This window comes from Niallia sp. FSL W8-0635, assembly GCF_038007965.1.
Taxonomy (GTDB): Bacteria; Bacillota; Bacilli; order Bacillales; family Cytobacillaceae; genus Niallia.
This window is the reverse complement of the sequence record NZ_JBBOYD010000001.1, coordinates 1087380-1100163: the sequence shown is the minus strand read 5'-3', so window position 1 is coordinate 1100163 and position 12784 is coordinate 1087380. Positions and strand designations below refer to the sequence as shown.

Sequence of the window (12784 nt, the reverse complement as noted above, 5' to 3'; positions counted from 1 at the left end):
GAAATATAGGAAAAGCATCTATTATTAATGGCCCTTGATCTCTGATATGGGCTAAGAGCAATGATTAGTGGATATATATCTTTAAACTTATCACATCTTTGCTATTCTTTCATACGATATATCAGCACCAAAATAGGCGAATATCTGTATTGACTCTTCCTATCTTGAAAACAAATGGGGAATCTGAATGACACTTAAATTTTTACAATTATTTAAAAAAAATGATTTTCAAGAGAAGTTAGAAGGATTAACTATCGCAATCAGTCACTCTTTACTTAAATTTTTAAACATAAATTTGAATGATCCTGTGTATGTATGTGTAGCTAAGATGAGGCTTCAAGTAGCTGTTGAAATACATGCTCTTGAAAAGCAAGACATTGTTTTTAGTCCCAATTTAGAAGAAGCATTGCTTCTACCTAAGGAAATAGAGACTTTTCTTATTCCTTATTTTAATAAAAATCAAACACTTCATTTAGGACCTGTTATAGGCATATTAACAGAAGTTAATGATCACAAGGAAGATATTTCCTTCCCATCCATACAACATTTATGTAAGGAATTAGCCGAAGAATTAGCTCAAATTGGCGGATTTTTTTATCTTTTTGGACTACAAAATTTTCAAGAGGATAAAATTCATGGTTATTTTTTTAATAATCATACTTGGACTAAGCACCATTTCCCTTACCCGAATGTTATTTATAATCGACTCCATTCTCGAAAGGCAGATGCGAGTACCACCTTTATAAAGCTAAAAAAATTGCTTAAAGAGAAAGAAATCCCTATTTTTAATAGCCGGTTTTTCTCAAAGGATGAAACGTATCAACTTTTAGCCAAAAACACAACTATTAAAAAGCATTTACCATTGACAGAACCACTTACTTATCAAAATTTCAACTCCATGCTAAAAATATTTCCCCTTCTATACGTTAAACCTGTTCATGGAAGCCAAGGAAGAAATATCATTCATATGGAAACCGTAGACAATCACTATATCGCAACCCTTTCTTCTGGGAAAAAGAAGGGAAAAAGTCAGCAATTTACAGAGGAACAAAAGCTATGGAAATGGCTAGAAGGATACGCCAAGCGGAGAAGGTACATTTGCCAACAAGGAATTGATTTTCAAAAATGGAATGGTCGGTCACTTGACTTCCGAATCCTTTGTCATAAAAATTTTGAAAATAATTGGACCATTACCTCTACTGTTGCAAGAATTGCACAACAGAAAGCAATCGTTGCAAATCTTGCCCAAGGTGCAGAGATGAAGCCAGCAAAAGTTGTTCTAAATGATTTGTTAAATACAGAAAATGCATCACAAAAATTAGAAGAATTAAAAGCATTAGCTTTAGAAATAGCAACTATCCTTAGTGAAAATACAAATGGGTACTTAGGAGAATTAGGAATTGATATTGGAATGGATAAAAAAGGTCAGCTATGGGTTATAGAAGTAAATTCTAAACCTTCTAAGAAATTAGAGGAACATATTGAGAAAACAAGGCCATCTACGAAAGCTTTGCTTGAATATTTTATTGCACTTTCCTTTTCCCCTTGTTTAAAGGAGATATCAAAAGATGAATAAATTTGGAATTATGTCATTATCCTTAGATCATGAAAACAATTATATTCACCAGATAGCAAAATATGGACGTGATTATAACTTAACTATTTATCACTTTGTCCCATCCACCTACCATCCCTTTACACATACTGTAAAAGGAAAAGAATATCTACCAGACTCAGACACTTGGATAGAATCAGAATTCCCAGTTCCTTCTATTTTATATGATCGTTGTTTCTATCATGACGATTCTTATTCTATCCAATGCAAAAATATTATTCAATGGCTTAAAAAGCAGCCTGATATCACCTTTATCGGCAATGGATTGCCAAACAAATGGCAACTATATCAAGTATTGCGCGAATCAAAGCTTGCTGCTTATATCCCAGAAACCTTCCTCCTACAATCAGCGAACCAAGTGAATTTTCAGAGCTTAAATCCTGTTATTATTAAGCCGATAAATGGATCACAAGGAAATGGGCTCTATTTTATAAAGAAACAAAAAGAAGGAATATTGGTCAGAACCGATAAAAAAGATAAAACAGTAGAAAAGATATTTTCTGATCGAATGACGTTTAATAAATGGCTTAATCAGCTTTTAAATAGAAATGCCTATCTCATGCAAGCCTATCTACCTCTTTCAAACAAAGAGGAGCAACCATTTGATATTCGTGCTTTATTGCAAAAAAATCCGAATGAAGAATGGGAAGTCATTGAAAAAGGAGTTCGTATTGGAGAAAAAGGAAAGATTATTTCTAACTTAAGTGCTGGCGCATCGGTTGTCTCCTTCGATGATTGGTTTACGTCCGTTCACATGAAATTAAAAAGCTTTCTTAAACAGGAAATGGCGGAGATATTTTCTCTACTTCCTTCTATCTTAGAAGATTCCTTCTCTGCCTTATTTGAAATCGGCGTAGATATTGGCATCACACCAAACGGATCGTTATGGATCCTCGATGTCAATTCAAAGCCTGGTAGAAAAGTAATCATGACAGCCTATCCTCATCTATGTGAGAAATTATATAAAGCTCCGGTCCTTTATGCTGCTAAACTAGCTGACACTAAAAGGAGGAATCTAGATGAAAAAGCTATATCCCATCGAAATAATCACTGATAGTGAAAATACAGTCTACCTCCCAACTGATTTTGAAACAACTACAAACTTAAAAATACTTGCGTTTGGGGCTACAAGTAAGGAAGCAACCATTAAAAAGCATAGAAAAACAAGAAATACGGTGGGAATAAGTTCCGATCTTTTTAAAGACTTATTTTTCCCCTCGGCCACTTCTAATGTTCACTTATTTATAGAGCAAGAAACCTTATATGTAGGACCACTGGTTGGAATATTCACATCTGGTTTTTCAACCATTAAAGTGCGCCCAATCGGCGATCGTTCCATTCTATTTTCAAAACTACTTTCCGTACAAAAAACAGTTGGGGTTGTCGCCTTCCTATTTGGAGAGCAACATATTAATTGGGAAAAAGGAACAATTAATGGACTATTCTATGAGGATGGCTGGAAACCAATAGAGGTCCCTTTTCCAAACGTTGTGTATGATCGTATACCTAATCGGAGAATCGAAAATCTAAACAAAATTCAAGCTGTTAAAAAACGATTACAAAAGGAATATTCCATTCCTTGGTATAATCCCGGCTTCTTTAATAAATTAGACATTTATGAACGCCTATTGCAGGATGATAGTATTTCTGATTACTTACCAGAAACTCATGCTCTTACAAATTTTTCTGTCATCGAAAGAATGCTCTCAAACTTTGGCAATGTGTATATTAAACCGAAAAACGGGAGCCTTGGGAAAGGAATCTATCAGCTATTATATGATAAAAAAGATGGCCATTACTATACCCGCTTTAAAGATATAGACCAAGGCAATCGGTTAATGAAATTTGACCATTTAGAAGCATTAATTAACCATTTATTCGAAAATCAAAACCTATCTCATTATATTGTTCAACAAGGTATTCACTTAATTAGGTCTGAAAAAAAATCAATCGATTTTCGCGTTCATACAAATAAAAATAAGGATGGTCAGTGGGAAATGACTGCCATTGCTGCAAAAATTGCCGGTGCAGGAAGTGTCACCACACATCTTAACAATGGAGGCACCGTAAAAGCAATGGAAGAATTATTGGATACGGACCTTAAAAGCGAAGAAATGATAACCAAACTTTCCAAAGCATCCTTGCAAATAAGTAAAGCGCTGGAAAAGCAGATGGAAGGATATATTGGCGAAATTGGCTTCGATTTAGGATTGGATCGAAAAGGACGCGTTTGGTTGTTCGAAGCAAATGCTAAACCTGGGAGAAGCATCTTTAAACATCCTTCTTTAAGGAAATTCGATCTGGAAACACGACGAAAGTCCTTAGAATACGCTGTCTACCTAATGGAACAAAACATCCATAGGCTTGAGGATATCTATCAATGAATATCTATTATGATTCCGAAAAAGAAAATTGGTATACCGCTTCAACAGGCAATTACTTTTTTGGGTCATCTAATAACCCTTTATCCACCGCTAATCCACATCCTAATCATATCGCTTTTCCAATTGTCAAAAATGGAAAGAAAATTGGTCCACTAATAGGCATAATGGTCGCAAGAAATAAACAAAACAAATTAATCGGGAATAGCGCGCTCTTTATGGGGCTTCTAAAACAATTACAGCAGTACTCGGGAGGAATTATCATTATCTTTCCTCCTGATAATTTACAAAAAGACCAGCTAACTGGATATATTTTTTGCTCTACTCGAAACAAATGGATAAAAGCAATTACACCATTGCCAAACATTGTTTATAATCGGGTGCCTTTTCGAAAGACAGAAAAGCAAGATGTCTTCCAAACTGCAGTATCCTTCCTAAAAGAAAAAGGAATCCCGTTCTTTAATTCTTCCTTTATTAATAAATGGAATCTTTATGAACTTTTCAACGAGTATCCTATGTTAAGTGAGCATTTACCAAAAACATCACTATTAGAGGGAAAAGAGAATTTCGTTACTTTTTTTCTTGCCTATAATAGCATCTACTTAAAACCAGTCGAGGGCTACAAGGGGAAAAACATTTACCGCATAAGGCGAGAAAATGATCATTCCATAAGCATAAGCACGACAGAGGGGACAGCTTTTTTCTCTAGCTTGGATGAACTATGGAATCAATATCAAGAAGAATGGCTCGATAAGAACTATCTAATCCAAGAAGAAATTGATGGGGCACTATATAATGGAAGCCGCTACGATTTTCGCCTGCTAGTTATTTTTGAAGATAATCGCTATGTCCTAACAGGAGTTGGAGTAAGACAATCTAAACAACAAGATGTAACGACTCATATTCCATCAGGTGGAAAAATGCTTGCCTATCATGAAGTGCAGCAGAAGGAGCATGACCTATTTTTCGAAAAACTAGTCAACCATTGCGGAACCATTTTAACCAAAAAATATGGTTTCCTTGGTGAATTTTCGATTGATGCCTGTGTAGACAAGAAAGGCAATTATTATCTTTTTGAAATTAATGCTAAACCGATGTTATTTGATGAGGAAGAGATTGAGGAGAAAAGATGCCAGCAACTAATAAAACTCTTTTATACATTGACTAATTTTCCCTTTAAGAATAAAACAGATTAGATAACCCATCCTATATTATAGGAGGGATTATCATGAAAAAAGCGAAAAAAGATCTTGAATATAACGGCAGAGACGAAGCCTATATAGATATTGACCGTATGATTAATGAAGGATTGGCTGGCGGCACCGTTATAAATAGAGAAGATTATACCAATATCGAGGAAGCAAGAGAGCTACCCGAAGAAGAACCTCCTCATTTAGAAGAATAAATGTGTACGCCCCATTATTTAGCTATAATGGGGGTTATTTTTAGTTTTTTCAGCCAAAACTCATGGAATATCAGCCAATCTTTTTCTTTTTTCAGCCAAAACTCACGACATATCAGCCAATCTTTTCCTTTTTCAGCCAAAACTCACGACATATCAGCCAATCTTTTCCTTTTTCAGCCAAAACTGACTTCCCCCACTACCAACACTTGCCCCTTTTCTATAAAAAGTTATAAAATAAAATTATGAAAATGTTTTTACTATTTCGGAGGTAGCAATCAATTGAAGCATAAATTATTAGCCTATTATAAACAGAGCTTGGAGCAATCAACACCTCCAACCCCATCTCAGCTTTCTGACTATTATTGGTTCAAGATCAATTTTCAAGATGATTGGATTGGAATACAAAAACAAGAAATAGATCCTTCTCAGCTAGATTTATTAAAAGCGTGCTATGATTTTTTTCAGCCAGATGAAACATTGAAAAAAGAGGAATATACTTGGAATCAATATCTTTATTTCAACGGAGACCAACCATCTTTCAAAAATATTGAAACATTACGTTTCATACAGTTTCAAATTAAAGGTGACTCTGCTTCCATCGAAAAAAATTTAATTGAATCCGCATTCAATGGCTTTATTCATCGAAATAGTCTTATTATATGGAATGGTTATAATGAGGGTGTGGTAATAGAGAAAAATGATCAATATTTAGAAGAGGAAGATTTCCTTGCCCTTGCACGAGCCTTACAGTCAGATTTCTTTTTTTCTATTTGTTTTTATATTGGCAAAGAAATGAAGCTAAGCAGTCCTATCCCTACCATTTTTGGGCAAGAAAGAAACTTATTTTCTAAAGGCCTAGTATTTATGCCAAAAACTACTGTACTTAGCTTAGAAACGATACTTCCAAACCTCTTAATTAGTCGACTAAGAGAAGATGAACTTGAATTATTTAGAGAATGGTTTTCTATTTTTGAGGAAGATAAAGAACTGCTGCTTACCATTAAAACATTTATAGAGAACAATGGTCACAGTACCAATACAGCCAAACAATTATTTATTCATCGCAATACATTACAATATCGCCTCGATAAGTTTACAGAAAAAACAGGATTTGACCTAAAAAATTATCACACCTATATTACCACCTATCTAGCTTGTTTATACTATACTAGCGGAAAGTAGACACCCAAAAGCCATTATTGGCTTTTTTTTTGCTCACGATTTACTTTCCCTCCTTTTTTACTACAAATTGCACAAAACACATCATTTTTTTGCTAAGAAGGATGCTAATTTCCCTTTATGATACAAGTTCTTAGGCATTTTGCTCAAAACCTTGTAAGCGTTTTTCATGCATTTCGCCAATTTGAAAACGTTATCAAAAGTGGTAAAGTATAACTATAAACTAGTAGGGGGAAATCAAAATGGCAGAACTAGTATTAAAGAATATTTATAAAATTTATGATGAAAAAGTTGAAGCGGTTAAAGATTTTAATTTACACATTCAAGATAAAGAATTTATCGTATTTGTTGGTCCTTCTGGTTGCGGTAAGTCTACAACTCTTCGTATGATTGCAGGTCTTGAAGATATTTCAAAAGGTGATTTCTTTATTGATGATTTACGTGTTAACGATGTTGCACCAAAAGATCGTGACATCGCAATGGTTTTCCAAAACTATGCATTATATCCACATATGACAGTTTATGATAATATGGCATTCGGTTTAAAACTTCGTAAATTCCCTAAAGCGGAAATTGAAGAAAGAGTAAATAATGCTGCAAGAATTCTAGGATTAGAAGAATACTTAAAGAGAAAACCAAAAGCATTATCAGGTGGACAACGTCAAAGGGTTGCACTAGGTCGCGCTATTGTTCGTGATGCGAAAGTATTCTTAATGGATGAGCCATTATCGAACTTAGATGCTAAATTACGTGTGCAAATGCGTGCTGAAATTTCAAAGCTTCACCAAAGATTACAAACAACTACAATTTATGTAACGCATGACCAAACAGAAGCAATGACAATGGCTACAAGACTTGTTGTTATGAAGGATGGAATCATTCAACAAGTTGGTGCTCCAAAAGAAGTATACGAAAAACCAGAAAATGTTTTCGTAGGCGGATTCATTGGTTCACCAGCAATGAACTTCTTTGAAGGAAAAGTTGTTGACAATAAATTAGTACTTGGCGATACTTCTTTCATCATTCCTGAAGGAAAATTGAAAACATTACGCGAGCAAAATTATGTTGGAAAAGAAGTTGTATTCGGTGTTCGTCCAGAAGATATCCATGATGAATTAGTATTTATAAGCAGTTCAGAAAATACAAGTTTTGATGCAAAAGTAGAAGTATTTGAATTAACAGGTGCAGAAAGCCTTGTATATTCTACTCTATCTGGCAAAGAATTTGTAGCTCGCTTAGATTCAAGAGCAGACCTTCAAGCTGGTCAAGCAGTAAAATTAGCATTTGATATGAATAAAGGTCACTTCTTTGATAAAGAAACTGAACTTCGTATTCGTTAATTACATTATTCTAAAAAGCTTACCTTGCTAGATGCTTGGTAAGCTTTTTTCGATATTTGAGAAAATCTTTCCCTCTATTCCTTTATTAATAAAATTTCTTCCTGCCCACAATGGGTACACTGTACAAGATGAGGACATAAATGTGCAGATAAATCCTGATAGCCATCTTCTAGCTTCATCTGATCAATTGGCATATAGGCACTATAATCATCATAATAGTCCATTACTCGTCCCTTATCTTCCACTTGAAATCCACAGTTGGCACAAGTCCTTTTTAAGTTTTCCATCCCATTACAAATAGGGCATATAGATTCCATTATAACAACCTTCCTTCATTCTATCTTCACAGACAGCAAAACCCCTAAGAATGGAAGCTTCACTTTCTCACTGTCTTTAGTTTCTGTATTGAAAAGCAAACTATCCAATTGTAATAAAAGGAATTAATTCCCTTTTATTTTTTTGGAATAAGAAAAAGAAATCCAACCATAATAATAGTACAAGCAACAACCAAAGCAACAACATAACAGAGAGAAAGCTTTATCACTATATTAATTATTGGGTTATACCTAGTGGTAGTAAGAAATTCTTACAAACTGGTGCAATTCCAGTTAACCCAACCAAAAAAAACAACTAGAAGGAGCTGGAACACAATGGCAAACAATAATTCAAATCAACTTTTAGTACCAGGAGTATCTCAAGCTCTAGATCAAATGAAATACGAAATTGCATCTGAATTTGGTGTAAACCTAGGTGCAGAAACAACTTCTCGCGCTAATGGATCTGTTGGTGGAGAAATTACAAAACGCTTAGTACAAATGGCTGAAAAGCAACTAGGTGGATTTCAAGGTTAATAACAATTTTATATAATGGCTAAAAGCCCTCCTACTCTTAGGAGGGCTTGCTTTTCGAATATAACCATTTTACCCCGTTTAAAAACTGAGAAATAAAATGTTCTTTTTTATGATCAGCATTCTTGCCGAGAACAAATTGATATTTTTCTTTTGGTAATTTTTCTAAAAAGAGTTCATTAACGATTAACACATTTTTCACCATATCTCTTTGGATATTTTTCTTCCACTTTCCCTCTTCCTCTCCAACATATAAAAAAATACTTTTTTCCTTATCAATCTGACTTTCTTGTACATAGGAAAGCATGTTTGGATACCATAAGGATGGAGAAATAAATCCAAATTTAGAAAAATAATCAGCCAATTCATCCATAGCATATAAAGATATTAATCCACCTAAGGATGCTCCCATCATGCCAGTATTTAAATAATCTGATTTGGTATAAAAGTGCGTATCGATATACGGCTTAATGCTTTCTATAATAAAGTTCAAGTACTTTTTTCCTTCTCCATTAAAAGATGGAAAATCAGAACGAATGCTAGGTGAAAACCAAGGCGTATACTCAGAAAGTCGGTCAATCGGTTCGATTCCAACAAGAATTACTTCTTCTACTATATCTAAACAGAATAATTCCTCTAATTCACCTACTACTGAATGAAAAAGGGATTCTCCGTCGTGAACATAGATTACTGGGTATCTATTTGATAATACATGATAAGAGGGAGGCAAATAGATGCTCAAAGATCGATTTTGCACCTGCCTCTCCATTAAAATTCCCTTCATCCATTTTCCTACTTCCCAATTTAATTTGCAGCTAAAAACAAAACTAAACTCTTGCTTTTACTAACAAATAAACAAAATATGGAGCTCCAATAATGCTTAATATGATTCCAGCTGAAATTTCTGCTGGTGATACTATCGTTCTACCTATGAAATCTGCTATTAGCATGAGAAGACTACCAAGCAATCCGCAAACAATAAGAGAGTTCCGATGCTTTTGACCAACAAGAAGCCTTGCTATATGAGGGGACATTAATCCAATAAATCCAATACTTCCCGAAACAGATACGCAGGCTCCAATAATGCCAACAGCACATAATAATAGCAGCCACTTTTCTTTTTCTACTTTGACTCCCAAACCTATCATTACCGTTTCCTGTAATTGAAATAAATCAAGAGAATATGCTTTACGCATAACAAGTGGAATAATGAATAAAAACCATGGCAATACAGAAAGGATAAATTGCCAATTAGCATTATAAATACTTCCATTTAGCCATACAGACGCCATTTCAAAGTCCTGCGCTTTCATTTTTAAGGACATATACATTGCTAAAGAACCAAAGCCAGAATTAATGGCAATTCCCGTTAAAATAAGTTTTTGGGAATCAAGTCTTTCTCTATCCTTTGCCAATAAGAAAATAATAAATGCAGCTAAAAACCCGCCAAGTAACCCGATAAGCGGTATGGTTAAAACAATCCACAAACTATCCGTATTCATATGGTATATCCCTTGAAAGAAAAACATATAGGCAACAATCGCAGCTCCAGCCCCACTATTGATCCCTAAGATGCCGGGATCTGCAAGTCCATTCTTTGTTATGCTCTGTAAGATGGAGCCTGCAATTCCTAATCCAAACCCAACTAAAACAGCTAAAATAATCCTTGGTAATCTAAATTCAAATAATACAAGATCTGTATCGCTAGCTGAATGATATCGAAAAATACTTCTTACTATATCTTGAAAAGATAAAATATACTCTCCAGTAGATAAACTGATAAAAACAAAGAGGAAAATTAATCCAATCAAAACATACTGAGAAATTAACGTTCTTTTTTTCTCTTTATCCACGTTGCTCATTCCCTCCCCCCTTCGTTTTAATTAAATATAAGAAGAAAGGAACACCTAGAAATGCTGTTACGATGCCAATTGGCGATTCAAAGGGATAGTTGATGAATCGACTGAAAGTATCACAAACAACTAAAAATAGCCCCCCTAATATTCCAGAGCAAGGAATAATTTTTTTATAATCAACACCAACAATCATTCTTGTTATATGTGGAATGATTAAGCCAACAAACCCAATTTTTCCTGCTAGTGATACAGAAATGCCTGTCATCACAACTACTGCCACCATTGTTAACATTTGAATGATGAAAGTTCTCTGACCAAGGGATGTAGCAACTTCTTTTCCTAAAGATAGAATAGCAATCGATTTAGAAAGAGATAGCGCCATAATTATTCCAACAATCGCCAAAGGAATGCATAGAAGCAATAACTCATTATTCAGCTGATGCAAGCGGGCATTATACCAGAAGCTCATATTTTGAGATACTTGAAAATAGGAGGCAATCGCAGAAGATAAACTGCTTAAAAATGACCCAAAAACTGTGCCAATAATAGCAAGTCTTAAAGGAGAAAAACCATTTTTTATAACAGAAGCTAACCCCAATACAAGAAATACTCCCAAAGCCGATCCAAGAAAAGATAAAGCTAGCATTTGAACGGAAGTCATACTTGGGAAAAACACAAAAGCTAACGTTATCATAAAGGCTGCGCCATCAGAAACTCCCATTATCGATGGAGATGCTAAATAATTTCTTGTCATGCCTTGCATCATAGCACCTGACATTGCCAAAAGACCACCTATCAGCAATGTTCCTACCGCTCTTGGAAATCTTGCAGTCCGAATAATGATTTGCTGTACATTTTCTGGATCAAATAAAAAAAACGCATTGTATATTTCTTGAAACGAAATATTCATTGTGCCTAATGAAATAGATAAAAGAATAACTATTGTACATAAAAAAGGAGAACTATATATAATGGCATAAGCACTTACTTTCTCTCTATCCATGTTTGCCATTGTCTAACCCAGCTGCCTGTATATCCCTAAGACAAAAATTATTTATCAGCACTTTCCTTCGTCTCCTTTTTATATGAATGGCTGTTTTTGCTATTCCCCGCAGCATTAGGCAATCCAATCACTACATTTAGATAAGACTAAGACTCCATTACTGCGGGATGAACTTTTTCAAGTCAATTTCTTGCTTCTTATTTAAATAATTCAGTAAAGGCTGTCAGGAAGGTTGTTTTACTCCATGCAGTCCCTCCTGCTGCCATTGGATCGACAACATTTTCATAGACTTGATTATTTTTGACCGCATCTAAGCTTTTCCAGATAGAATTATTCTCCAAATCAGCTAAGGCAGTCGGTCTCTCAGCATTTTCTGATTCTTCAAATTGAATAAATAGGTAATCAGGATTCATCTCTGCTAATTTTTCTAATGAAATCATTTCTTGCACTTTTGCTGCTTTTACTTCATCTGGAACGTCTAGTCCTAGATCTGTGTATAGAACGGGATTAAAATATACCGTTTCAGGATATACATATAAACTTCCGCCTCTTAATCTCAACATGACAACTTCTTTATCAGAAAGCTCGCCTTGAAGCTTTTCTTTTGTCTCTGTAACATTTTTTTCATAATCTGCGATGATAGATTCTGCCTTATCTGTTTCGTTAGATAGCTCGCCTAATAATAGGAGGTTATCTTTCCAGTTTGTTGAAATATGAGATACTGGAATCATTGGTGCTACTTTATTTAAACTTTCCGCTACTTCTGGTTGAAATTTACTTGTCCCTAGTATTACATCTGGTTTAATTTGCAGTAATTTTTCTACACTGGGCTGTGTTTTTTCGCCGATTTGCTCTGCTTCTGACATAGAATCACCTAAATAAGCAGGAAATTCTCCAGCAGTTGCTATTGCTCCCGCGGGTTTAATGCCAAGAATTGCAGCATCTTCCATTGCCTCTTGGCTTGCTGTTACAATTGTTTCTACATTGGCAGGTATTTCATATTTTTCACCTAAATAGGTAATTTCTTGAGTTGAGCTTTGTTCCTCTTCCTTGTTATCTTTTATAGCTGATGTATTTTGCTCCCCTTTTTCACTACAAGCTGTTAACAATAATAAAGCAGATAAGAAGATAAAAAATAAATTCCTTTTCATATACGT

The 12784-nt window shown here is 34.7% G+C and carries 13 protein-coding genes; 8 read left to right on the top strand and 5 right to left on the bottom strand.

Annotated elements, in window-relative coordinates:
- The first annotated feature begins 187 nt into the window (after nucleotides 1-187).
- The 7 genes from NYE52_RS05260 (at nucleotide 188) to NYE52_RS05230 (ending at nucleotide 7920) form a co-directional block, all read left to right on the top strand.
- Nucleotides 188-1576 (top strand): YheC/YheD family endospore coat-associated protein, encoded by a 1389-nt coding sequence (locus NYE52_RS05260; RefSeq protein ID WP_341192095.1) that lies wholly within the window; start codon nucleotides 188-190, stop codon nucleotides 1574-1576.
- Nucleotides 1569-2669: a YheC/YheD family endospore coat-associated protein gene (locus NYE52_RS05255; protein WP_341192094.1), complete on the top strand. Its 1101-nt coding sequence runs from the start codon at nucleotides 1569-1571 to the stop codon at nucleotides 2667-2669. Before NYE52_RS05260 ends, NYE52_RS05255 begins: the two co-directional genes overlap by 8 nt.
- On the top strand, nucleotides 2635-3999 hold the full coding sequence (locus NYE52_RS05250) for a YheC/YheD family endospore coat-associated protein (protein WP_341192093.1): 1365 nt from the start codon (nucleotides 2635-2637) through the stop codon (nucleotides 3997-3999). The genes NYE52_RS05255 and NYE52_RS05250 overlap by 35 nt, the downstream gene beginning before the upstream one ends.
- A complete protein-coding gene (locus NYE52_RS05245) occupies nucleotides 3996-5192 on the top strand; it encodes a YheC/YheD family endospore coat-associated protein (RefSeq protein WP_341192092.1) in 1197 nt (398 codons plus the stop codon). Before NYE52_RS05250 ends, NYE52_RS05245 begins: the two co-directional genes overlap by 4 nt.
- 32 nt (nucleotides 5193-5224) lie before the next feature.
- A complete protein-coding gene (locus NYE52_RS05240; protein WP_341192091.1) occupies nucleotides 5225-5401 on the top strand; it encodes a hypothetical protein in 177 nt (58 codons plus the stop codon).
- A 279-nt stretch (nucleotides 5402-5680) separates the two neighbouring features.
- On the top strand, nucleotides 5681-6583 hold the full coding sequence (locus NYE52_RS05235; protein WP_341192090.1) for a PucR family transcriptional regulator: 903 nt from the start codon (nucleotides 5681-5683) through the stop codon (nucleotides 6581-6583).
- 239 nt (nucleotides 6584-6822) lie between these two features.
- Nucleotides 6823-7920 carry an ABC transporter ATP-binding protein gene (locus NYE52_RS05230; protein WP_341192089.1) on the top strand — a complete coding sequence of 366 codons (1098 nt, stop codon included), beginning with the start codon at nucleotides 6823-6825 and terminating at the stop codon, nucleotides 7918-7920.
- 74 nt (nucleotides 7921-7994) lie between these two features.
- Here the strand turns inward: NYE52_RS05230 and NYE52_RS05225 are convergent, their stop codons facing one another.
- Entirely contained in the window at nucleotides 7995-8237 is a 243-nt protein-coding gene (locus tag NYE52_RS05225) for a hypothetical protein (protein WP_341192088.1), read from the bottom strand.
- Between the two features lie 333 nt (nucleotides 8238-8570).
- On the opposite strand from NYE52_RS05225, the gene NYE52_RS05220 reads away from it, so the two are divergent.
- Nucleotides 8571-8771 (top strand): alpha/beta-type small acid-soluble spore protein, encoded by a 201-nt coding sequence (locus NYE52_RS05220; RefSeq protein ID WP_341192087.1) that lies wholly within the window; start codon nucleotides 8571-8573, stop codon nucleotides 8769-8771.
- Nucleotides 8772-8808: 37 nt separating this feature from the next.
- Here NYE52_RS05220 and NYE52_RS05215 read toward each other — a convergent pair whose 3' ends face one another.
- The 4 genes from NYE52_RS05215 to NYE52_RS05200 form a co-directional block, all read right to left on the bottom strand.
- A complete protein-coding gene (locus tag NYE52_RS05215) occupies nucleotides 8809-9552 on the bottom strand; it encodes an alpha/beta hydrolase (RefSeq protein WP_341192086.1) in 744 nt (247 codons plus the stop codon).
- Nucleotides 9553-9595: 43 nt separating this feature from the next.
- Nucleotides 9596-10630, bottom strand: coding sequence for a FecCD family ABC transporter permease (locus NYE52_RS05210; RefSeq protein ID WP_341192085.1), 1035 nt, complete (start codon nucleotides 10628-10630; stop codon nucleotides 9596-9598).
- Nucleotides 10614-11627: a FecCD family ABC transporter permease gene (locus NYE52_RS05205; protein WP_341195119.1), complete on the bottom strand. Its 1014-nt coding sequence runs from the start codon at nucleotides 11625-11627 to the stop codon at nucleotides 10614-10616. The genes NYE52_RS05210 and NYE52_RS05205 overlap by 17 nt, the downstream gene beginning before the upstream one ends.
- A gap of 197 nt (nucleotides 11628-11824) precedes the next feature.
- Nucleotides 11825-12778 (bottom strand): iron-hydroxamate ABC transporter substrate-binding protein, encoded by a 954-nt coding sequence (locus NYE52_RS05200; protein ID WP_341192084.1) that lies wholly within the window; start codon nucleotides 12776-12778, stop codon nucleotides 11825-11827.
- Between the last annotated feature and the right edge of the window lie 6 nt (nucleotides 12779-12784).

Coding starts and splice junctions, on each gene's coding strand:
- NYE52_RS05260 (WP_341192095.1), top strand. CDS start 188: ATGACACTTAAATTTTTACAATTATTTAAAAAAAATGATTTTCAAGAG.
- NYE52_RS05255 (WP_341192094.1), top strand. CDS start 1,569: ATGAATAAATTTGGAATTATGTCATTATCCTTAGATCATGAAAACAAT.
- NYE52_RS05250 (WP_341192093.1), top strand. CDS start 2,635: ATGAAAAAGCTATATCCCATCGAAATAATCACTGATAGTGAAAATACA.
- NYE52_RS05245 (WP_341192092.1), top strand. CDS start 3,996: ATGAATATCTATTATGATTCCGAAAAAGAAAATTGGTATACCGCTTCA.
- NYE52_RS05240 (WP_341192091.1), top strand. CDS start 5,225: ATGAAAAAAGCGAAAAAAGATCTTGAATATAACGGCAGAGACGAAGCC.
- NYE52_RS05230 (WP_341192089.1), top strand. CDS start 6,823: ATGGCAGAACTAGTATTAAAGAATATTTATAAAATTTATGATGAAAAA.
- NYE52_RS05225 (WP_341192088.1), bottom strand. CDS start 8,237: ATGGAATCTATATGCCCTATTTGTAATGGGATGGAAAACTTAAAAAGG.
- NYE52_RS05220 (WP_341192087.1), top strand. CDS start 8,571: ATGGCAAACAATAATTCAAATCAACTTTTAGTACCAGGAGTATCTCAA.
- NYE52_RS05215 (WP_341192086.1), bottom strand. CDS start 9,552: ATGAAGGGAATTTTAATGGAGAGGCAGGTGCAAAATCGATCTTTGAGC.
- NYE52_RS05210 (WP_341192085.1), bottom strand. CDS start 10,630: ATGAGCAACGTGGATAAAGAGAAAAAAAGAACGTTAATTTCTCAGTAT.
- NYE52_RS05205 (WP_341195119.1), bottom strand. CDS start 11,627: ATGGATAGAGAGAAAGTAAGTGCTTATGCCATTATATATAGTTCTCCT.
- NYE52_RS05200 (WP_341192084.1), bottom strand. CDS start 12,778: ATGAAAAGGAATTTATTTTTTATCTTCTTATCTGCTTTATTATTGTTA.